The sequence below is a fragment of the Arcicella rosea genome (assembly GCF_040543805.1).
GTDB lineage: Bacteria > Bacteroidota > Bacteroidia > Cytophagales > Spirosomataceae > Arcicella > Arcicella rosea.
Genome location: NZ_JBEUMS010000022.1, coordinates 53,479 through 77,136, shown reverse-complemented (window position 1 = coordinate 77,136; position 23,658 = coordinate 53,479). Strand labels below are relative to the sequence as shown.

At 33.9% G+C, this 23,658-nt stretch carries 17 protein-coding genes; 9 read left to right on the top strand and 8 right to left on the bottom strand.

Translation table 11 applies throughout. From position 1 onward, the window contains the following. Positions 1-100: 100 nt before the first annotated feature. The 3 genes from ABID42_RS22505 to ABID42_RS22495 form a co-directional block, all read right to left on the bottom strand. Positions 101-1,819 (bottom strand): IlvD/Edd family dehydratase, encoded by a 1,719-nt coding sequence (locus tag ABID42_RS22505; protein ID WP_367285581.1) that lies wholly within the window; start codon positions 1,817-1,819, stop codon positions 101-103. A 140-nt stretch (positions 1,820-1,959) separates the two neighbouring features. Beyond that, positions 1,960-3,102: a MalY/PatB family protein gene (locus ABID42_RS22500; RefSeq protein ID WP_367285580.1), complete on the bottom strand. Its 1,143-nt coding sequence runs from the start codon at positions 3,100-3,102 to the stop codon at positions 1,960-1,962. Positions 3,103-3,106: 4 nt separating this feature from the next. Continuing rightward, a complete protein-coding gene (locus ABID42_RS22495; RefSeq protein WP_367285579.1) occupies positions 3,107-4,351 on the bottom strand; it encodes an MFS transporter in 1,245 nt (414 codons plus the stop codon). A 495-nt stretch (positions 4,352-4,846) separates the two neighbouring features. Here ABID42_RS22495 and ABID42_RS22490 point away from each other — a divergent pair, with 495 nt between their 5' ends. Further along, positions 4,847-6,469, top strand: a complete 1,623-nt coding sequence (locus tag ABID42_RS22490) for a S8 family peptidase (RefSeq protein WP_367285578.1) — start codon at positions 4,847-4,849, stop codon at positions 6,467-6,469. A 243-nt stretch (positions 6,470-6,712) separates the two neighbouring features. Next, positions 6,713-7,693 (top strand): helix-turn-helix domain-containing protein, encoded by a 981-nt coding sequence (locus ABID42_RS22485; RefSeq protein WP_367285577.1) that lies wholly within the window; start codon positions 6,713-6,715, stop codon positions 7,691-7,693. A gap of 37 nt (positions 7,694-7,730) precedes the next feature. On the opposite strand, the gene mog is transcribed toward ABID42_RS22485, so the two are convergent. Then, positions 7,731-8,264 (bottom strand): molybdopterin adenylyltransferase, encoded by a 534-nt coding sequence (gene mog, locus ABID42_RS22480; protein ID WP_367285576.1) that lies wholly within the window; start codon positions 8,262-8,264, stop codon positions 7,731-7,733. 266 nt (positions 8,265-8,530) lie between these two features. Continuing rightward, on the bottom strand, positions 8,531-9,109 hold the full coding sequence (locus tag ABID42_RS22475; RefSeq protein ID WP_184135591.1) for a TetR/AcrR family transcriptional regulator: 579 nt from the start codon (positions 9,107-9,109) through the stop codon (positions 8,531-8,533). Positions 9,110-9,388: 279 nt separating this feature from the next. On the opposite strand from ABID42_RS22475, the gene ABID42_RS22470 reads away from it, so the two are divergent. Next, entirely contained in the window at positions 9,389-10,765 is a 1,377-nt protein-coding gene (locus tag ABID42_RS22470; protein WP_367285575.1) for an aldehyde dehydrogenase family protein, read from the top strand. 25 nt (positions 10,766-10,790) lie between these two features. Here the strand turns inward: ABID42_RS22470 and ABID42_RS22465 are convergent, their stop codons facing one another. Genes ABID42_RS22465 through ABID42_RS22455 form a run of 3 tightly spaced genes read right to left on the bottom strand, consistent with a single transcriptional unit; the run spans position 10,791 to position 14,945 of the window. Beyond that, positions 10,791-11,672 carry an N-acetylmuramoyl-L-alanine amidase-like domain-containing protein gene (locus ABID42_RS22465; RefSeq protein WP_323258759.1) on the bottom strand — a complete coding sequence of 294 codons (882 nt, stop codon included), beginning with the start codon at positions 11,670-11,672 and terminating at the stop codon, positions 10,791-10,793. Positions 11,673-11,679: 7 nt separating this feature from the next. Next, positions 11,680-12,981 carry an MFS transporter gene (locus ABID42_RS22460; RefSeq protein WP_367285574.1) on the bottom strand — a complete coding sequence of 434 codons (1,302 nt, stop codon included), beginning with the start codon at positions 12,979-12,981 and terminating at the stop codon, positions 11,680-11,682. Between the two features lie 56 nt (positions 12,982-13,037). Continuing rightward, positions 13,038-14,945: an alpha-amylase family glycosyl hydrolase gene (locus ABID42_RS22455; RefSeq protein WP_367285573.1), complete on the bottom strand. Its 1,908-nt coding sequence runs from the start codon at positions 14,943-14,945 to the stop codon at positions 13,038-13,040. A gap of 237 nt (positions 14,946-15,182) precedes the next feature. Here ABID42_RS22455 and ABID42_RS22450 point away from each other — a divergent pair, with 237 nt between their 5' ends. From ABID42_RS22450 to ABID42_RS22425, 6 genes are all read left to right on the top strand, one after another. Next, positions 15,183-17,087: an alpha-amylase family glycosyl hydrolase gene (locus ABID42_RS22450; RefSeq protein WP_367285572.1), complete on the top strand. Its 1,905-nt coding sequence runs from the start codon at positions 15,183-15,185 to the stop codon at positions 17,085-17,087. Between the two features lie 175 nt (positions 17,088-17,262). Further along, on the top strand, positions 17,263-17,910 hold the full coding sequence (gene pgmB, locus ABID42_RS22445; protein WP_323258763.1) for a beta-phosphoglucomutase: 648 nt from the start codon (positions 17,263-17,265) through the stop codon (positions 17,908-17,910). Positions 17,911-18,194: 284 nt separating this feature from the next. Further along, entirely contained in the window at positions 18,195-20,525 is a 2,331-nt protein-coding gene (locus tag ABID42_RS22440; protein WP_367285571.1) for a glycoside hydrolase family 65 protein, read from the top strand. Positions 20,526-20,819: 294 nt separating this feature from the next. Beyond that, positions 20,820-21,587 carry a response regulator transcription factor gene (locus ABID42_RS22435; RefSeq protein WP_367285570.1) on the top strand — a complete coding sequence of 256 codons (768 nt, stop codon included), beginning with the start codon at positions 20,820-20,822 and terminating at the stop codon, positions 21,585-21,587. 370 nt (positions 21,588-21,957) lie between these two features. After that, positions 21,958-22,317 (top strand): LytR/AlgR family response regulator transcription factor, encoded by a 360-nt coding sequence (locus ABID42_RS22430; RefSeq protein ID WP_367285569.1) that lies wholly within the window; start codon positions 21,958-21,960, stop codon positions 22,315-22,317. A 171-nt stretch (positions 22,318-22,488) separates the two neighbouring features. Beyond that, complete coding sequence (locus ABID42_RS22425; RefSeq protein WP_367285568.1) at positions 22,489-23,538, top strand: hypothetical protein; 1,050 nt, start codon at positions 22,489-22,491, stop codon at positions 23,536-23,538. Positions 23,539-23,658 lie beyond the last annotated feature (120 nt).

The window sequence follows — 23,658 nt, the reverse complement described above, 5'->3', positions numbered from 1 at the left end:
CGAAGAAACTAAAGTTGTATTAAAAGAAGATTCGCTCGATAAAGACATTGTGCTAAAGGTTAGCTAATACTGTCAAGCTTTTTTAGGATGAGACACAGTATTAATGTGAATCTCTTGTAACGACACTTCCAGATTTTCCTTTCAAGAAGTCCATGTCAGCCCCTAAGTGAGCTTGTTCAACGTGATTGATGTAAAGATTTACATAACCACGAGTAATATTCATATCAATAGCTTCCCAATTTTTACGTCTTTCAGCTAATTCTTCGTCGGATACTTCTAAGTTTAGCGTTCTGTTTGGCACATCTAAACTGATATAATCACCATTTTGTACTAAAGCTAAATTCCCACCAGCAGCAGCTTCAGGTGAAACGTGCAATACAACCGTTCCAAAACCAGTTCCTGACATTCTACCATCAGAAATTCTTACTAAATCGTGAACGCCTTTTTCAAGAAGCTTTTTCGGAATACCCATATTGCCAACTTCTGCCATGCCGGGATAACCTTTTGGACCAACATTTTTCAAAACCATCACAGAATTTTCGTCGATATCTAAATTCGGGTCTTCAATTCTGGCATGATAATCTTCAATGGTTTCAAAAACCACCGCTTTGCCACGATGAACCATCAGAGCAGGAGTAGCCGCCGAAGGTTTTAATACTGCTCCATTCGGTGAAAGATTTCCTTTTACCACCGCAATTCCTGAGTTGGGTTTGAAAGGATTTTCCATCGTCGCCACAATATTTCTATTATAAACTTCTGCATCTTCACAGTTTTCCCCAATAGTTTTTCCGTTTACTGTCAAAGCATCGTTGTGAAGTACTTCACGCATTTCTTTAATTACCGCAGGCAAGCCACCAGAGTAATACAAATCTTCCATAAAGTGTTCGCCAGACGGTTGAAGATTGGCTAACAAAGGAATATGTTGAGAAAATTTATCGAAATCTTCAATGTTTAAATCAACCCCAATTCTACCCGCAATTGCCAACAAGTGAATCACAAAATTGGTTGAACCACCGATGGCAGCGTTTACCATAATGGCATTTTCAAAAGCTTCACGAGTAAGGATTTTTGAAAGGGTTAAATTTTCTTTTACCATTTCAACGATACGTCTGCCCGAAAACTGAGAAATTACTTTTCTACGAGCATCCGCCGCAGGAATCGAAGCATTATTGGGAAGTGATAAACCCAGTGCCTCAACCATCGTTGCCATTGTCGAAGCTGTTCCCATTACAGCACAGTGTCCTTGTGTACGAGCCATACAAGCCTCCGCTTCCACAAATTCTGACTGTGAGATTTGTCCTAATTTATAGGCTTCTGCAAAACGCCAAACGTCGGAAGTACCAATATCTTTTCCTTTGAAATGTCCTTTCAACATCGGTCCGCCCGAAATTACAAGTGTTGGAATATCCACACTACAAGCACCCATTACCAAAGAAGGAGTCGTTTTATCGCAACCACAAAGTAACACTACACCATCAATCGGATTAGCACGAATTGATTCTTCCACATCCATACTTGCCAAATTTCGGTATAACATGGCAGTAGGTTTAATCAAAGTTTCGCCCAAAGACATCACTGGAAATTCAACAGGAAAACCACCCGCTTCATAGACGCCAATCTTTACGGCTTCTGCCAAATCACGGAAGTGAGCATTACAAGGAGTAAGTTCCGACCAAGTATTACAAATTCCGATTACTGGGCGACCGTCAAATTGGTCGTGAGGAATACCTTGGTTTTTCATCCAAGCACGATAAATGAATCCATCTTTTCCTGTTTTCCCAAACCAATTTTGCGAGCGTAAAGCTTTATTTTCTTCCATGATATTTTCAATGTAAATAGTTTATTTTCCAAAGCGGAAATTATTAAAATTATACCGAATTTTTATCCTGATATTTTTAAATGAGCTTGAAAGACAAAAAAAATCCCTCCAGGCTATTAAAACATGGAGGGATTTTTGATTTATTCAGTCAAGGATTTTTTAATTCTTTCAACAGCTTCAACGAGTGTGGCTTTCGGACAAGCAAAGTTTAATCTGAAAAAACCTTCACCTTTGAAAATCTTTCCGTCCATTATTCTTACGCCCGCTTCAAGGAATTTCTCTTGAATATTTTCGATTCCTGTTGCTCTGGCATCAATCCAAGCCAAATATGTAGCTTCTAAAGGAAGGAGTTTTAATCCTTTATAGCCATTCAAAGCTTCGTATAAGTAATCGTGATTTTCTTTGAGGTAATCAACCAAAGCCAAACGCCAATCTTCACAATCACTGTAAGCGACAAATGCGGCTTCTTGCGAGTAACGAGTAAGCGGAGGAAAAAATCCATGTTTGGCACGCTCAAATTTTTGACGAAGTTCAGGATTAGGAATAATCGCAACCGAACATCCCAAGCCTGCAATGTTAAAAGTTTTGGAAGGTGCCATCAAAGTAATGGTTCTTTCGGCTGCTTTTTTACTTAAACTTGCAATAGGAATATGTTTTTTTGAAGGATCTAAAATCAAATCAGCATGGATTTCATCTGCACAAATCACAATATCATGTTTTTCACAGATGTCAACCAATTTTTCTAATTCTTCTTTGGTAAAAACTGTTCCGCCCGGATTATGTGGATTACACAACATAAACAATTTTGTTGCTGGCGTAATGGTCGCTTCCAAGGCTTCGAAATCGAAAGTCCAACGTCCATCAACTTCTTTCATCGGAAATGTTTGCAACTTTTTATCGACATAAGCAGGTGCTAAATGAAATGGATGATAAACAGGAATTGCTGTAATTACTGCATCTCCAGCTTCGCCAATTGCTTTACAAGTAGCATAAATAGCAGGCACTAAACCGGGAATCCATACTTGCCATTCTTTTTCAGTTTCCCAGTTATAAAGATTTTTTAAGCGCTCTTGAAAAATCTCTTTTAGTCTTTCAGGAACAATTGCATAACCAAATACTCCGTGCTCAGTAATATTATTAAGTGCTTCTAAAATTGGCGTTGGACATCTAAAATCCATATCTGCCACAGGCATAGGAATTACGTCTTCTGGGTCATTAAACATATCCCATTTCTGAGAATCGGTGTTTTTCCTGTTGATGATTTCGTCAAAATTATATTTCATGAAATTATTGAGGGGAGATTGGTTTGTGGAGTTTTAGCATAAATGCCTTGAATCTCAAAGAAAGAATTAATACGATAAACATTAATCCTGCATTGATGGTAAATGCCAATTGATATGAATGATTGATACTAAAAACGAGTCCCGTCATGACTGGACCCAATAATGAACCGCCGCCTTCAAACATATTTATTGTTCCGTTGATTTTTCCAGCGGCTGCTAATCCAAATGTTTTGATGGCTATCAGGTTGTACAAAGAGTAAATTCCACCCCAACTAATTGCCATGAGGGCAATTGAAGGGAATATTAATTGTGTATTCATCATTGAAAGACCGAAACAGCCCATCATCATCATGATACAGCAAATCGAAAATACTAAATATGGATTGATATAATCTGAAAAAATAGAAACAAATAATTTGGCTAAACCAGCCATGATAAAGTACAAACTGAGGTAGAAACTTGCACGTGTTTCAGTAAATCCTAGTCCGACTAAATGTAAGAATACATTGGCAATAGTACCAACCAAACAGTAAAATGTAATGAAGCCACAGAGACAAATTAACCAGAAAAGATGTGTTCGGGTAGCTTCCTGATACGTCATTCCTTCGATGAGTAAATTACTACTTGCACTTTCCTTGCCAAGTGGTTTGATGGAAATGTCATTCGGAGAGTTTTCAACCACGAAGTAAATATAGACTAAAATTAAAGCTGGAAAAGCTGCTAAAATCATGAACGATTGTCGCCAGCCAAATTCACACAATAAGTAATGGTTGAAAGGAGAGAAGATGGCACTTCCTAAACTTGTGCCAATCAAAACGATGCCTAATGCTAAACCTTTTTTTTCTTGAAACCATGAAGAAACCAAAATGATACAAGAAACTGAACCAGCCGTTATCATGGATAAACCCAACAAAAAATGGATAAAATATGCTTGGTATTTGTTCGTAACAAAACTATATGAAAACAAAGCGACGGCTAAAACAAAACTACCGAAGAGCATCATTTTTTTTACTCTAATTTTGTCGATAATAATGCCAGAAACTAAAATAAAAAAAAGCGTAACGCTGTTGGTGATAGATTCTCTAAGTTTCAATTCATCTCGTTTCCAATGAAATTCATTAATAAAAACTTTATCGAAAACAGAAAGCGAAGTAGTAGTAAGTCCGTTGATGACAACTAGAATCAGTAATCCAGAAAAACAAATAAGCCAAGGGTAAAAATTATTCTTTTTGTAAAGGATTTTGTTCATAATTTCTGAATTTATGGAGATACCCAAATTTAATGTATATACATCATATCTGTAAACTATTCCATTGTATCACAGGTTCATTTTTGATGATGAAATACTGTAAATAAAAGAAATGCTTAAAATGTAAAAAAATATTCTTGGAATATACATAAACAGATTTGAGTACTTATTGTATTTTTACACGTTGCTTTATATTTGAAAATACTAACCACAACCGATTATATTGTAAATCAGTTGATTAATTGATTCGTCAGTCAAATAGTCAACGCTTGTTGAAGAATTTTTGATTTTAAATCACATGAAGAGGTGACTAAGTAAAAGAAATTATGTCTAAAATGTTAAATTGTACAAGTGTTTTTGATGAAAAAACAAAAATCAATTTAGGTTTTAGCTTTTTCTTTCGAAATAGCCATTTTTATCTGAATTTGCTTTTTCTTAGATTTACAGTTAATTCATTCAACAACAGCATATAATCCTTAATTTTTTATAACCGCCATGAATATTTTACCAAAACTCAGTTTGATTTGGCTTCTTTTCCTTTTCAATACCTCCAATGCACAATATCTTGAACCCTCACTTGAACACGCTCCTTCCAATTGGTTTAATTTAGATTTTTCAGATGATAAAGTAAGAGGAATTAGTACAGAAAAAGCTTATCGTAATATTTTAAAAAATAAAAAATCGAAGCCAGTTATCGTCGCAATTATTGACTCAGGTGTAGATATTCTTCATGAAGATTTAACCAATAAAATTTGGGTAAATGCCAAGGAAATTCCTAATAATGGCATTGATGATGATAAAAATGGCTACATTGATGACATTCATGGATGGGATTTTTTAGGGGGAAAAAATGGAGAAGATATTGCTAAAGAAAGCTTAGAAATTACCAGAGAATTTGCTCGTCTTCAAAAGAAATATCAGCATTTTAGTGAAACAACTTCACTTTCTGCGGAGGAAAAAAAGGAGTATGATTTGTACAAAAAATACAAACAAGAATACGATAGCAAGTTAAAAGATGTAAAAGAACAAGGTGTATTCGTGATTAACTTGTATCATAAATTTATCGATGCAAAGCTTCAATTAACACAACATTTGGGGCTAAAAGAAATTACGAAAGCTGATTTGGCTAAAATTACGAATAAGGATAGCGAAGAACTAAAGAAAGCCAAAAGAGTATTTGAATTGATTTTAGATTTAGGACAAGATGAAACCAAGCTTCAAGAGGCATTTGAATATTATGATACTCAATTGAATTATGGCGTAAATCTTACTTATAATCCAAGAGGAATCGTAGGGGATGATGTAAATAATATCCAAGACAGAAATTATGGGAATAATGAAGTAAAAGGTCCAGATGCTCGTCATGGTACTCATGTCGCTGGAATCGTTGCGGCGAATCGTAACAATGATTTTGGAATTGCTGGCGTGGCTGACAATGTTCAGATTATGGTGATTAGAGCTTTGCCTGATGGAGACGAACGTGATAAAGATGTAGTAAACGCCATTTTGTATGCTGTTGAAAATGGAGCGAAAGTAATTAATATGAGTTTTGGAAAAACTGTTTCTCCTCAAAAATCTGCTGTTGATGAAGCCGTTAAATTTGCACAATCGAAAGGTGTTTTATTGATTCATGCGGCAGGAAACGAAAATCAGGATATTGATACCAAAGAAAATTATCCAACAAAACATTTATTAGATGGTACCGAGGCTGACAATTGGATTGAAGTAGGAGCAACCTCATGGATGCAATCCACCAATACAGTGGCTGAATTTTCTAATTACGGACAAAAAACGGTGGATGTTTTTGCACCCGGAGTAGATATTCAATCGACAGTTGTGGGTTCAAAATATGAAGATTTGAGTGGCACAAGTATGGCTGCTCCAGTTGTTTCGGGTTTGGCGGCTTTATTGATTTCATATTATCCAACCTTTACTTATAAGCAAATCAAGCAAATTATTTTAGAATCTTCCATCAAATTAGCGCAATTGAAAGTTGCTCGTCCGGGTTCTTCAGAATTAGTTGAGTTTGGAAAACTTTCTTCAAGTGGAGGAATTGTGAATGCTTATGAAGCCGTTAAATTGGCTGAAAAGCTACAGAAAGATGCATCGAAAAATTAGAGCTTAATAACTATTGATACAAAAGCTATTTATCTTGACAGAGAGTAATTTTATATTCTCTGTCCATAATTGGCATTTCACCTAAATTATCGTTATTTTACGAAATCTTTTGTTCGAAATTTTAAATGGATTTCTTTAAAAATTTGCTTGATTATTTTTAATCACAGAAAAAATATTTCTAAAACTGTTATTGCCTTGCAGAATGTTAATTAAGACAAGCGCTACAGATTTAACCGTCAAACCATGTCTATCGTTAGCAATAATATAAAGTATCTTCGTCGATTAAATGGACTTACTCAAGAACAATTCTCTCGAAGAATTGGTATAAAGCGCTCGTTGTTAGGAGCTTATGAAGAAGCAAGAGCCAATCCGAATTTAGAAAACCTCAAAACCATTGCACAAGTATTTGGTACTTCTGTAGATTCATTGATTAAAACTGATATTCGAAAAATTCGTGAAACACCCGGTATTAGTTTGGGACAAAGCACTACGGGTATTATGGAGCAAGTAAAAATGCCTGTGAATGATGCTGTAAGTACTTTTCAAAAGAAAGAAGTAGAACCGTTGCCAATTGCTAAAATTATTGATGAGTATTTTCAAAAAGAGGAAGAAGAACTGCCGATTAGAAACGAAAATCAATTTGTTCATAATCGAGTAAATTATACTATTCCAGAGCAAAACTTTTCGTCATTTTCTGAAAATCAACATAATAGCAATAATAAATCGTTGAATGAAATTCCACAGAAAAATTTTGAAATTAGAATTCCTTATGTAAAAAGAACACAGATTAAAGACTATCTGGCGAATTATACTAAAACAGAATATATCAAAACCTTGGCTACTTTTTCCATGCCTTTTGTGAGTTCTGAAAAGAGTAGAGCGTTTGAAATGGGAAGTGATTTCCCTTTACAAAATTCAATTGTAATTGGTAATGCTATCGACCATTGGACAAATATTCTGGATGGAAAATTTTACATTTTAATCACTCCTCAACAAGGTGTTATTTACAGAAGAGTTTACAATCAGATTAAAGTAAAAGGTACTTTATTACTCAGTTCGGATGATTCTTCAATTCCAAGTTTTGAAATTTCATTGAAATCAATTGCTGAAATTTGGGAAGTATCCGCTTTTATGAGTAAAGAATTACCAGAACCAAGAATATCGTTAGAAAGAGCTAAATCGCTCATTGAAGAATTGAGTTTAGAACTTAATCAATTGAAATAAATAGAAAATCCACAAATTTAATTTGTGGATTTTCTATTTATTGTTTAGGTCTAAATTCTTTCATAATCTCTTGATTACAAATAAGATATGGTCCTTCAAGTAAATCAATACAATATGGAACTGCTGGAAATACAGCATCCAAGCATTGACGAATAGCCTTTGGTTTTCCGGGTAAATTGATAATCAGAGACTTTCCTCTGAGACCAGCAGTTTGTCTTGATAAAATAGCAGTCGGGACATATTTTAAGCTTTCTGCTCTCATTAATTCGCCGAAACCAGGCATCATTTTGTCACAAATGGCTTCTGTAGCTTCTGGTGTTACGTCTCTTTTGCTAGGGCCAGTTCCTCCAGTTGTCACAATTAAACAACAATTTTCAACATCAGCCATTTCAATTAAGGTTGCTGAAATTAAATCTTGTTCATCAGGAATTACTTTATAAACAGTTTCAAAAGTAGAAACTAAGTAATCCTTTAGCGTTTCAACGACAGCTTTTCCCGGAATGTCTTCATAAATTCCAGCACTAGCTCTGTCTGAAATATTGATAACTCCAATTTTAATAAGTTCTTGCATAAATTTGAGATATGCTTATCAAAGCGTTTTCTTTCAAAATTTTAAATATAGTGTAAAATTCTTTGAGGAATAGCGTTTGATGAGTTAATTTGTAAATTACGCATTTGATTTTTGCTTTTATTTAAATTACTCAACAACAATATGATTTTATTACAATCAAAATTGCCCGAAGGTGCCGAGAAACTATTCTCATTATTGTTTCTAATATTGCTATTGGGTGCTTTGTATATTGCCTTCAAGATTTTCAATAAAAATAAAAAATAAGATTAAGGTTTTTTAATCCCATCCCAGCAGGTAAAAAAAGCCATTTCTAGGTCTGAAGAAGTCATTAGAAACTCTCCTGACAAACGAAGTTTAATCAAAGAACTTGCACTTCCAGTCACCATCGCAATTAGTATTTTAGGAGGAATATCTCTTACTACTTGGGTGAAAACTGCTTTTCTGAGAAAATCATAAATGGGTTGTTCAAGTCGAGTAATATCCTCTTTTTTGAGCATGCCAATGTATGGCGAATTCATGAACTGTTCTAAGAAATAAAACTCTTTTGGATTAGTGAAGTAGTAGTTAATCATTTGAAGATAAAAACTGCGAAAACGATCTTTAAATGGTTTAGTGGTATCGTCATTTTTGAAAATACTCTGAATAGATTTTTCACGTTTATAGACGTACAGCGCACAAATGAGTTCATCTTTACTTTTGAAGTAGTGATAAATTGTGCCTGCGGCTACATTTGCTTTTTTTGCTACTTCAGACATGGGCGAGCTGTGGAATCCATGTTTTGAAATAAGTTCTAGGGTTGCTTGAAAGATGGCTTCTTTTTTGTCGAAATCTTTAACAGTATTCATAAAATAGTGGAAGGAAGGTAAAATTGTGTTTTAAGTGTGTGCAAGTGATTTTTGAAATTTGGCTTTAAATATAGATTAAAATTAGGAATAATTAAGAAATTCTATGAATTTCTTAATGTTAATCTATGGTAATTTATTATTTTTAGCTTTTTGGCACAATCTTTTTAGCTCAGCTTAAATAAAAAGGGATTGATAAAAAACTAAAAACTAATTAAAACAGTATATTTGAAAAATGCAATTTGTAAATTGTGTTGCATGAATTTTAAGCCTTATGATTAAATGAAAGTAAGAAATCCAAGAACAGGTATATATGATTATGAAATCTCTCCACTCTCTTTTGAAACACTCCAAATAAAGGCCGATGCAATGCGTCAGGCTCAGAAAAACTGGCAAGTAATTGGTATTGAACAAAGAATAAAAACTATTCAGCGTTGGAAAAAGGTATTAGAAAGACACCTTGAAGAAATTATAGAAGCATTGACGATTGATACTGGCAGAAAAATTGAAACCGAATCGGAAATCAATTTAGTGATGGCTGCTATCGACCAGTTTTGTGATTTAGCACATACTTATTTCAAACCTGAAGTACAAACAATTTTTCATAACAATACTTACCATATCGAAGAGTTTTCAGAGCCTTTTGAACTTGTTGCTATCATTGGTACATGGCAATTTCCTTTACAGAATGTTATGATGCAAGTTATTCCTGCTTTATTGGCTGGGAATACTGTGATGGTAAAGTCTTCTGAAAAAACACCAAGATTTATTAAAGTAATCGAAAAAACAATTAATGAGATTTTACATTTCAATAATCTTGTGGACTTTGTGGAAGGTGGGAAAGAGACAGCAGAAATGCTTTGTGCTATTGCTGATTCTGTCTGTTACACAGGTTCTGAAGTAAATGCAAAAAAAGTTTATGAGTTAAGTGCGAAGCATTTTATTCCATCAACATTATCATTTGCAGGAAAAGGAGCGGCTATTGTTACTGAAACGGCTGATATAGAACACGCTTCATCTGCCATTTTGTGGGCTGGTGTTTTCAATTCAGGGCAGTCGGCAGATGCCATCGAAAGGGTTTATGTACATCGTAATATTCATGCTCAGTTTTTATCAAGATTAGTCGGCAAAAGTAATTTATTAACGTTGGCGTACCCAAATATTAATCATGGAGAAATCGGACCAATTATTTCTGAAAAACAAGCTATTTTGATTAATGAACAATTGGCTGATGCAGTTAAAAAAGGAGCGGTGATTGTAGCAGGAGCAGCAAAATGCCTTGTACAAAAAGGAGGATATTATTGCCGCCCAACGATTTTGACCAATGTAAATCACCAAATGAAAATCATGAAAGAAAAGACTTATGGACCAATTTTGCCAGTAAAGTCTTTTTTAAATGAAGCACAAGCCTTGGATTTAGCCAATGATTCTGTCAGTCCGTTTACTTGTTCTGTTTTTGCAGGAAAAGATAGTGAGACAATGAAAATTGCTCATAAATTGAAAAGTAAAACGATTACTATCAATGATGCTTACTTAGAAAATAGATTTTATGGGAATCAAAAAAGCTCCAATATTTCCCATGAAATCAAGGCGGAAAATATTGGAACTTATTCATTTAAGAAATTCTTAAAAACTAAAAATTTGATTTTTAAGAAGTAATTCAAAAACCTGGAAGATTGGTTTGCTATTCAATTTTGAACCTAGCAACCATGATTCCAGTTTGAGTTTTTTTAGGAGCCATGTATTCTGCCAGTGGCTTATCGCTCACCATTACTCTTTTGAACTCAGAAGAAGCGTGTAATAAATATACTCGTCTGTCTTGTAATCTAATGGCAAAACCTTCGTGAGTGATGTCCAAACCATCAATATTAGTAGTAATACCGATAATATCGCCATTCAAGAGTTTGTCTTCAATACTTCTAATTTTTGCTTTAGGAATATAATAAAAATCTTGGTTGCTGATTTTATTCTCTACTTTCCTGATTTTTTCTTGAAGTGCAGTATTAGTCGCATTAGGATTTTTATCCCAGTTCGTACTGATGAAATTAATATCTTTCTTCAACGGAATTCCTCCTAAACTATGTGTGATATCTTCTAAAAGTCCATCTTGATTATGCGTATAAATCCAATCAGAAAAGTAATGTATTCTGGAATCATATCCCTTAATCTGTCCTTTGTTATAATATCTCAAACGCTTTAAATAATACTGAAATTTATCGAATGAAGTATCATTTTTTCGGTAAGTCAAGCCCATAGCCACACAACTTTCTACGAAGGTTGAACAGTCAAATTCCTTGAGATTAACCACTAATTTTTCTTCATCTTTACTTTCAAGCGTATAAGCTTTGTATGGTCTGTTCAGAAAACCTTTGGCGATATTCAGTGTGTATTCGTGCATATTACTGCCTTGCGCTTGCTGAATTTTCTTTTGATAAATTTCTTCATCGGATAATGGCTGTTGAAAGCTACTTCCCAGTACCAATACTGATGAAAACACAAAAACCTTGCAAGGTTTTATCAAGCTTGCAAGGTTTTGATTTAAGCTACTAAAATTAATTTTTCTCATGTATTATTTAATCGTTATCATCAACTCGCAGAGTGAACAATCCACCCAAAATCATTAATACTCCCCCCAGAGTAACGATATGTATTGGTTCTAATTGTACAAGTTTCATGAATTTTGGTAAACCCAAACTGGCAATTACTTGTGGAATTACAATGAAAAAATTGAAAACTCCCATGTAATATCCCATTTTATTGGCTGGTAAACTACCAGAAAGCATGGCATAAGGCATGGCTAAAATACTTGCCCAAGCCAACCCGATTCCTATAAAAGAGGGCAATAAGGCATACTTGGACGTAACAAACATGATGGAGATAAGTCCCAAGCCACCAGCAGTTAAGCAAATTAAATGTGTTAGTTTTCTGCCAAATACTTTTGCCAAACTAGGTAAAAATAAGGCAAAAACCATTGAAACGCCATTGTAAACCAAGAAACAAATCCCGACAAAGTTAGCGCCTTCATTGTAGATTTCCGAACTGGTATCACTTGTTCCAAAAATATTTTTTGTTACTGCATTGGTCGTGAAAATCCACATACAGAACAAAGAAAACCACGAAAAGAACTGAACAACAGCCAATTGCTTCATTACTTTTGGCATTTTAAACAATCCATTCACTGTTTCTTTTACTCCGTGCATGAAATTCATTTCATCTTTTTCTCTTTGAAATTCTTCCATGTCTTCTGGTGGATACTCTTCTGTTTTTAGAATTGTCCAAAGAATACAAGCAAAATAAGCAAAGGCACCTATGTAAAATGACCATCTAACAGTATCTGGAACAATTCCTTCTGGAGCAGTATTTTGTACACCAAAGTAATCTAAAATAGAGGGAAGCCCAGAGGCAATCATTGCTCCAACACCAATAAAAAAGGTTTGTACCGAAAAACCTGTGGTTCTTTGCTCTTTTGGAAGCATATCGCCAACAAAAGCTCTAAAGGGTTCCATTGAAACATTGATAGAAGCATCCATCATCCAAAGTATAGCACCAGCCATCCAAAGTATTGATGACTGTGGCATGGCAATCAATGCAATAGTTGCTAAAATGGCTCCTGCAAAAAAGAATGGTCGGCGACGCCCCCATTTTGGATGCCAAGTACGGTCGCTCATGTAGCCAATAATTGGCTGAACTAATAATCCTGTGAGCGGAGCAGCTACCCAAAGAATAGGAATTTCATCTGGATTAGCTCCTAAAGTTGAAAAAATACGGCTTGTATTTGCATTTTGCAGGGCAAAACCAAATTGAATACCCATAAAGCCTATGCTCATGTTGATGATTTGACCAAGGCTAAGGTGGGGTTTGTTTTCTTTTGTCATAAAATGGTTAATGATGTAATTAATCCCTCAAATTAATAAAATATTAAAGATATATTCTATTTTTTCTGAGAAATTTCATAAATAAGTACTGAGTTTGGTTGAATTGTTACAGGAATGGTTTGATTAGCATTTTGACTAAACTGTTCTTTCTGATTGAATTTTCCTTTGAAAGTTGCTTCTTTACTAGGATTTAAACCCATCGATGTCCAAGCTCCTTCAGGAATCACTAAATCAAATGTTTTACTTTTGAAATGGTCGAAATTACAAACGAATAAAAGTTTTTGTTTTCCTGCGTAACGGAGGTAACTATACACTTTTTTGCGGTCGTAATTACCATGTTGAATATATTGTAAATCGAAGAAAGAACCTGTTTTGACGGCTTCTGAAGTATTAACAAATTTGATTAAATCACCATAGAATTTTCTTAAATCCTTTTGTTCTTCTGTCAAAAGTTTGCCATCAAATTTGCCATTATTCATCCAATTTTGATGCGATTTTACTCCCCAGAAATCGAACATAGAAGTACGGTCATCGGCAGTATTAAAACCTTCTGGTTCTTTGGCAGATTCCCCTAATTCTTGCCCGAAGTAAATCATAATTGGACCCGTATGAAGCGTAGCCGTTACAACCATCGCTGGCACAGCCGAGAAAGGATAACCTTTTGCAAAAGCAGGAGTATTAATTCTTACTTCATCATGGTTTTCTAAAAACCTCAACATGTGTTCTGAAATATCACCAGATTCATGTTGCCAAACTCTTGTAATACTTTCTACACTAGCATCATGTTTATTTTCTACCAAATGACGAAGTCCATCATACAAACCAACTTTATCGTATAAATAATCAAAACCTCCGATTTTGATGTAATTGTGATATTCGTTCGGATTATAAATTTCTGCAATGAAAATAATATCTGGATAGCTTTTCTTTACTTCTGCAATCGCATATTGCCAGAATTCATAAGGAACCATTTCAGCCATATCGCAACGGAAGCCATCTGTTCCTTTAGCAGCCCAGTATTTCAAAATGTCAACCATTTTCAACCAAGTATTTGGAATTGGGTCGAAATGTTTTTGTCTGCCATTTTGGATGTCAACACCATAATTCAATTTTACAGTTTCAAACCAATCATCAATGGTTGGATGAGAAGAGAAAACATCATTTCCTGAGACTTTCGCTGGACTTTCTAAATATGGGAAATCTGCTTTTACAGGAGAATTTACTCCTGCTGGAATTTGAAAATGCGTATTTGGTAAATAATAAAAATTATTTTGTGGGTCGAAGGATTTCGTAGTATCATCCGTTTCTGCAAAATCTTTTACTCCTTTCGGTTTCATGTCAGAATGATATACTCTTGCCACGTGATTCGGCACAAAATCCATGATTAATTTCAAATCATTTTGATGAATTCTATCAACCATTGCCGAAAACTCCTCCATTCTTTTTTTAGGCTTTTCAGCAAAAAATGGATTTACATCATAATAATCTTTAATGGCAAATGGCGAACCGCTTCTTCCTTTTACTACATCAGGATGATCTTTTGGAATGCCATAAGCAGTCAAATCTTCCATCGTGGCATGTTCAATCAAACCTGTCATGTACAAATGAGAATAACCAAAATCTTTGAGTTTTTTCAAGGCTAAATCATTAATATCAGAAAATTTAGTAACACCATTTTCAGCTACCGAACCATTGAATTTGTTCGTAGCATTCTTGTTTCCCCAAAGGTGAAACATCATTTGTAAGATTACTAATTTGTCGTTTTTGCTATTTGTCATATTTTTCGGGACTATTTTTTTGCTGGTTTTCGGGACTATATTTTTGAATTTACTATAATTCTTGGTTTTGACAATAGCATTTTGTTTTGGACTTGCTAATGCAGGATTGTTCGTCTGTGCATTTATGCCAAAAAAGGCAAAAATGAAGCCTAATAAAGTTGCGACTTTGATTGTATTTTGAGACATTTTTACAATAAAATTTGGGTATTAGGACAGATTAGCACAGATTCGTTTCTTTTAGCTTTATTTTATCTTTGCATAAAATTGCTCACAATTTATGATTTTATTATTAGGAAATTCTTGAAATTATTTGAAAAATTGCATCAACGATACTCTTTTAAACTAAGAATTCTGAATAAAAAAATCAAATTTTGTCTGTATTTCTTCGGATTGATTGTATATCCATTAACCATTTCAAAACACATGAAAAAAACAATTTTTTCCATTATTTTCACTTGCTTGCTGACAAGCCTGTTTGCACAAACGCCAAGTGTTCAGCGCATTAATCCAAGTAATTGGTGGGTTGGTATGAAAAATCCTAAATTACAACTGTTAGTTTATGGAAAGAATATTGCTGGCAGTGATGTAAAAATTAATTATCAAGGAGTAACATTAGAAAAAGTTAATCAAGTTGAAAATCCTAATTACTTATTTCTTGATTTAAACATTGCTCCCAATACACAAGCTGGACAAATGTTAATTGAATTGTCAAAAACGATTAAAGTTCAGAAAGGAAAGAAATCGGTCGTTGACCAAATGGTGAAAATTACGTATCCATTTCAACTAAAAGTACGTGACCAAAAGCCCCAAGAAATCAATTCAAAGGATTTTATTTACTTGATTCTGCCAGACCGTTTTGCTAACGCAGACCCGAGTAACGATAAATTTGCCGACATGGCTGACCCAGCATCTGACCGAAAAAATCCTTTTTTACGTCACGGTGGAGATTTATTAGGCGTACAAAATCATTTAGATTATGTAAAAGAATTGGGGGCAACAACTATTTGGTTGAATCCAGTCGTTGAAAATAACCAACCACAAACCAATGAAGGAGGAGCAATGCGTTCGGCTTATCACGGTTATGGTTTTACAGATCACTATAATGTTGATAAACGTTTGGGTGGAAACGAAGCTTACAAGAAATTAGTTGAAGCTGCGCATGCCAAAGGTTTGAAAATTATTCAAGATGCGGTTTATAATCACGTTGGGATTAATCACTGGATTTTGAAAGATTTACCGATGAAAAATTGGTTGAATCAATGGGATACTTATACCAATACTTCTTATCGTGATGAACCCGTTGTTGATATTTTACATGGTTCGGCTGCTGATTTTAAAGTACAACAAAATGGTTGGTTTGTACCTTTCTTGCCAGATTTGAATCATAAAAATGAATTCGTTGCCAATTTTTTAATTCAACATGCGCTCTGGACAGTTGAAAATTTTGGCATTGATGGCTGGAGAATTGATACTTATCAATACAATGATTTGAATTTTATGAATCGTTGCAATGCTGCTTTGGCAGAAGAATATCCAAAAATGTTTATCACAGGTGAAAACTCTGTACAAAGTGCTTATTCGCAAGCATACTTTGCTAAAAACAATTTGAATGTACCTTTTAAAAGTACTTTACCTTCTGCGAATGACTTTGTGCTTTTCAATGCAATCAATGATGCTTTGAACCAAGGTTTTGATTGGGGAAAAGGTTTTAATCGTTTGTACTCAACTTTGGCAATGGATGCTTTGTATGAAGAAGCGAACTTGAACATGACTTTTCTGGATAATCATGACATGGATAGATTTTACTCGGTCATTGGCGAAGATTTCAATAAATATAAATTAGGCGTAGGCTTTTTATTAACTACCCGTGGCGTGCCACATTTATATTATGGTACGGAAAACTTGACGAAAAACTTCAAAAACCCATCTGATGCAGAAGTACGCAAAGATTTTGAAGGCGGTTGGGCAGACGATAAAGTAAACAAATTTTTAGCTTCAGGTAGAACAGAAAAAGAAAATGAAGCTTTTGATTTTGTAAAAAAACTAGCCAACTACCGCAAAACTAGCGAAGCCATCACAACAGGAAAATTAACACAATTTTTACCACAAGACGGGATTTATGTGTACTTTAGATATACAGATAATCAAACAGTTATGGTAATTATGAGTCAAAGTAAAGATGATAAAAACCTTGATACACAAAGATTTTCAGAAAGAATGTCTGGTTTTACTTCGGCAAAAAATATCATGACAGATTCACCAGTTGGAGATTTGAAAAGTCTGAAAATCCCAGCAATGTCAATTACTGTACTTGAATTACAAAAATAAAATATATCCTTACAAATATAATTGTGAATTAGTGATTGAGTGAGTTGTGATTAAGGTATGTTAAAATTTTTATTTGGTTTATTTCTTAAAAGATATTTTCATGAAAGAAATAACATATTCGAAGTCCGATAATTCACACAATCACTAACTCACAATTCACTAAATAAAAATCCACATGACAAAGATTAAAGCTTGCCTTTTCGATTTAGATGGCGTAATTGTTGATACAGCAGTATATCATTTTCAAGCTTGGAGACGCTTGGCGAACGAATTAGGTTTTGATTTTACCGAACATCAAAATGAGCAACTGAAAGGCATTTCAAGAATGGAGTCCTTAGAATTGATTCTCAACTGGGGAAATGTTAGCTTAACAGAAGCGGAAAAAGTAGAATGGGCAACTCGCAAAAATGATTGGTATTTAGATTTAGTGAAGTTGATGACGCCTAATGAAGTATTACCAGGAGTAGCTAAATTCTTAACTGACCTTCGTGAAGCGGGGATTAAAATCGCTTTGGGTTCGGCAAGTAAAAACTCTAAATTGATTTTAGAAAGAATCAATATGTTGGATTATTTCGATGCTATTATTGATGGAAATAACATCACAAAAGGCAAACCTGACCCACAAGTATTTTTAATGGGAGCAGAAGCAACTAATGCTTTACCAAGCGAATGTGTTGTTTTTGAAGATGCAGTAGCAGGCGTTCAAGCAGCTAAAGCAGGTGGAATGAAAGCAATAGGAGTCGGCTCTGCGGATGTTTTAACAGAAGCAGATTTTGTAATTGCTACTTTTGAAGAAATGACTTTAGAAAGATTAAACTTTTAATTTTTCAAGAAAATACAGTTTAGCATAGTAAATTATTTTTGATTTTCTCCCCCTAAATTGCAAGACTAAATAAAAATTATTGTGATTATAATTGTACTATTCTAATTACTTTTCTAAATAATAATGTTGTTTTTACGGAAAAGTCAAGAATAGTTCTTTAATTTACCATTAACCATTTTTACTAATTAAATATTAAGCTGTTGATAATCAGCCGATTTTGAGAAGTAATCTTGAAAAGAAGGAAATCTTTCTTTTATAAACAAACTAAGTGCGTACGACGTAATATGAAAAATTATCTTAAACACGACGAGTGGTGTATCATCGAAGAGGGATTCAACCGTGAGTTCAACGAAATTACTGAATCTGTTTGTTCATTGGGAAACGGCAGAATGGGACAAAGAGGTAATTTTGAAGAAACTTTCACTGGAAAAACACTTCAAGGAAATTATGTAGCAGGCGTATATTACCCCGACAAAACCCGTGTAGGTTGGTGGAAAAACGGCTATCCTGAATACTTTGCAAAAGTGTTGAATGCTGCCAACTGGATTGGCATTAAAGTAGAAATAGAAGAAGAAATTCTTGATTTACATACAGCAGAGGTATCCGATTTCAAGCGTGTGCTGAACATGAAAGAAGGTTATTTACAACGCTCTTTCATCGCTACTTTGGCTTCTGGCAGACAAGTACAAATCAATACCATCCGTTTCAATTCAATTGTTGATGATGAAGCTGGAGCGATTTCTTATTCAATTACTCCGCTCAATTTTGATGGAAAAATCGTTTTGACTCCTTTTATTGATGGCGATATTAAAAATAAGGATGCCAATTACGATGAAAAATTCTGGGACGAAGTACATAAAGAAACGGCTTTTGCAGAAGGTTATGTAGAAATGGTTACCAAGAAAACAGGTTTTCATGTTGTAACTGGTCAGAAATTCCAAATCTTCCAAAATGGTAAAGCTGTTGATTTTAAAAGCCTTCCTCAAAAAGCAGAAAAATACGTTGCAAGTCAAGTTACTTTAGCTGTAAAAGCCAATGAAGCTACCGTTTTAGTTAAATATGCTTGTAACCTTTCTTCTGAAAATCATCCAATAGCAGAATTACTTCCTAAAGCAAAAGCTTATTTAGCAAGAATTGAAGCCAAAGGTTTTGATAAAATGTTGGCAGAACAAGCTGATAAGTGGGCTGCTAAATGGGAAACAAATGATATTGTTATTGAAGGTGATGTAGCTGCTCAGCAAGGTATTCGTTTCAATATTTTCCAAATGAACCAAACTTATACTGGTGAAGATGCTCGTTTGAATATTGGTCCAAAAGGTTTTACTGGAGAAAAATATGGTGGCTCAACATATTGGGATACCGAAGCGTATTGTATTCCTTTTTACTTAGCTACTGCCGACCAACAAGTTGCTCGTAACTTATTGGTATATCGTTGGAAACAATTAGGAAAAGCTATTGAGAATGCTCAGAAATTGGGTTTCAAAGATGGTGCAGCATTGTATCCGATGGTGACGATGAATGGTGAAGAATGTCATAACGAATGGGAAATTACTTTTGAAGAAATTCATAGAAATGGTGCCATTGCTTATGCTATTTATGATTATGTAAATTATACGGGTGATGAGGCTTATCTAGCTGAATACGGTTTTGAAGTACTTCTTGGTATTGCTCGTTTCTGGTCACAAAGAGTAAACTGGTCGGAAGCGAAAAAACAATATGTAATGCTAGGCGTGACAGGACCAAACGAATACGAAAACAACGTAAATAATAACTGGTACACAAGTTATTTTGCAGTTTGGTGTATGAAGTATTTGATTGAAGTAAGTGAAAAAATCAAAGCTTCTAAGCCTGAACGTTATCAAGAATTATCAAGCCTGACAAATCTTAACGAAACGGATGAATTTGATAGATTCAACCATATTATTCGTAATATGTACTTGGGCGAGGATAAAGAATTGGGTATTTTCTTACAACAAGACGGTTTCTTGGATAAAGAATTAATCAAAGTAAGTAATCTGCCTGCTCAAGAAAGACCAATTAATCAAAAATGGTCTTGGGATAGAATTTTACGTTCTTGCTTTATCAAACAAGCCGACGTTTTACAAGGGATCTATTTCTTTGAAGATGATTTTGATACTGAAACCATTAAACGTAATTATGATTTCTATGAACCAATGACGGTGCATGAATCTTCATTAAGTCCATGTGTGCATTCAATCATTGCGGCGAAGTTAGGCGATAAAGCTCGTTCTTACGAATTCTATCAACGTTCTGCTCGTTTAGATTTGGATGATTACAATAACGATACGGAAGATGGTTGCCATATTACTTCAATGGCAGGAACTTGGATGTCGATTGTAAAAGGCTTTGGAGGAATGAGAGTAAGAAATGGACAAGTATATTTAGCACCATTTGTTCCTGAAAACTGGACTTCATTCTCATTTAAAATTCGTTTCAAAGGTAATTTATTGAACATCAAAACTTCTGCTCATGAAGTATTGATTGAAAATATATCGGGTGATGATACCACAATTTTTGTACATAACGAAGCCGTTGTATTAAAAGCAAAATCAACAGTAAGTATTGAACAAAAAGCTATTGAAACAGTAGCTTAAGCCCAAATAATAATATGAAAGCCCTCAAGAGATTTTCTTTTGAGGGCTTTTTTGTTTTATTGGCAATAACTAGAAATAGTAATACTAATTTTTCTAGCGTACCGTAAAATAAATTTTTATGCAGAAATTAAGGAGTAATTATTCTTTCAAATGGCTATTAAAGTAATTTTATGGCGCTTAGAATTCATCTTTGGTATTATTTATTTTTAAATTCTAGCAGGACAAAATGTAACCAACTGAGCATAGAAGGAATATTATTAAAAACATGATTAATCATTTTTAAAGGGGAAAACAATGATTATTTACGATACACCCAAATTTCAAATTGATTACCTTGAAAAAGAAGGAATCTCCTTCAATTCATTTGTCAATTGCAATAATGCTAATGATTTTATAGGTATTATCAAAGATTATCGGGTGCATTTCGATAATGTTGGCGGTATTAGTAAAGCATTATGGGATAATACCAATCTTACTTTTACAATACCTCCAGATTTACAAAAATGGGTTGATAATTTTCTGAATATGCCAGATTGGCAAAAGCTAAATCAACTTTATGTTCCTCCTAAACTTGGTTTTGTTATTAGTACTGATACTGCTTCTCATCTTTCAGTAGTTGATGTTTTTGAGAATTCCCAAACGGGTTTTAGACCACATTTTTTTGTGAATAAAGAAGAAGCTGTTGAATGGATGTTTAAGCCTAATAATACACCTAAATCTTTACCAGAACCACCTGAAATTAAAATTTTACATGACGTAATTCCTCATAAAACACGCATAGAGCTTACCATTGATAGTGAAGATTTAAGTGAATATCTTTTTATGCTTAATAAATTGCTTAGAAGTAGAAAACTCACACAAAAGCACACTGAAAACTATTTAAAATTAACAAAAAGAGAAAGAGAAATTTTGGGCTTGATTATTCACGGAATGACTGATAAGCTTATCGCAACCCATCTTTGTCTTTCGTATGAAACGATAAGAACACATAGAAAAAACATTATGACCAAACTTGAGTGTAAGAAAGCATCGCAATTATCTATTTACGCTTACTTTTTGTAGGTTTTTTGGTATAAAATACCACGCATGCGGTATTTTATACCAAAAACAGTGATTCTATATTTGTTGAATAAAACAACTTAATCATCCAACAAATGCCAATAACGATAGCATACGTTTAGTGCTATGAGTTCTTGGATTTCTGATGGTTGAGTGAACATTGGAATTTAACATTTTTAGTGTTTTTATATTAAATTATTTAGGCTGAAAATGAAGTAGCTTCTCGTTAAAATACCTATTTCTGGGTATTTTTTAAGTGTTATTATAAAATTACCTTTATCAAACAAACAGAACAGATAGATTTAGAGCCTTATTAGCTCTTAAAAAGCCTACCAATCTTATCGTTTTGAATTAATCAATTGAAGAGTAAACCATGAAAAATCAAAAAGACTCAGAAAGAGAAATCGTGAATGTAGGAGTTGATAAAATTGAAGTTTCAGATATTGTGATGTTACAAGCTACAATTAACTACACAATCATTTATATGAATAATGGGAAACAATACCTTTCTGCTAAAACTATAAAAAGTTACGAGACCCTTTGCAAAAAAGAGAGCTTTCTCCGAATTCATCGCTCATACATCATTAACAGTGAATATTTAACAGATTATAGTTTTGTCAATAGTTATGTCATTCTAAGCAATACAATGAAAGCCTCAATATCCAGAAGATGCAGGAATCAGTTTAAAATGTACTATGTACAACGAAAGAAAAGAATGGCTACACAAAAATAAGAATAGCTTACTTAACTTCTTTTATTGAACAAAGTAATGCTAAATACCATATTTGAAAATTATTTACCGTATAATAAGTTTTAAGCGTTTTTTTTTAAAGTATTGTAAATCATATTGTTATAATTTTTACTATTGCTTCATAATTAGTATTTAACTAAAACTTTTAAGGTCATGAAAAAACTTGTACTAATCTTCGCTTTATTATTTATCAATCTTACCATTTTCTCACAGACTATTCGTAGAGTAAATAATACTCCAGGGCTTAATGATCCTGCAGTTTACGCCACGGCTCAAGACGCTCATGATGCTGCGGTGGCAGGGGATATAATTCAACTAGAACCAAGTAATGATGATAATTATGGAGACTTAAAAGTTTCAAAAAAAATAAGTATTATTGGCATAGGTTATGATTTAGCTAATACTCCAAATACCTTTTTTGATAAAAGAACTCCAAAACTTGGTAATGTATATTTTGAAAATGAAAGTGCTAATAGTTCTATTATGGGAGTAGAGGTTTCTTCTTATATTTATGTTTACGATATGAACATTTCTATTACAAGGTGTAAGATCTATTATGTTTATTTGAATCAATCCAGTACTATATTAAATGGTACTTACCCTAAAGCGACAAAAGTTAATATCAGTCAAAATCTAATTAATTCAGTTTATTGTAGTGGAGATGATGTCGGTTATAATTGTAATGTTTCAAATAATATTTTTATTGGAGGAGGTTATATATCTGGGCTTAAAAATTCTGTAATTAATAATAATGTATTTAATGCATCGTCTTTTGTTTTGAATACAACCAAAGGATGTGTGTTTTCAAACAATATTATAGATGCTAGAAATGCAAGTTCTACTTATAAAGTGATAAATACTGATGTAACTGGAACAACAGTTTCTAATAACTTATGTACAAGTGTTGCTGGTTTGCCAACAGGTGCAGGAAATGTTAATAGTGCTACAGCGGCTTCCGTATTCAAAGTGACTAATCCTTGGGCAGTAAGCCCCTTTGTAGATTCAAATGTAGAACTTTCTGCTACTTCTCCTGCTAAAACAGTTGGTGTGGGGAGTACAGCCATTGGAGCATTTGCTGGAGGGACACCTTACATTCCATCTGGGGTTCCTAATACTCCAGTGATAACTACGTATATTAATACAGGTTCTGGAAATTCTACTACTCCACTAACTGTTACAATAAGCGTTCGTTCAAGCAATTAGGATAAGTAATTATTTTGATAGAATTGGGTGATTTACTTTCATGAGACGGTTTTTAAGGTATAAAAATCGTCTCATGAATTCACTATGTCTATATTTTAAGTAATTGTTTCTCATCGCATC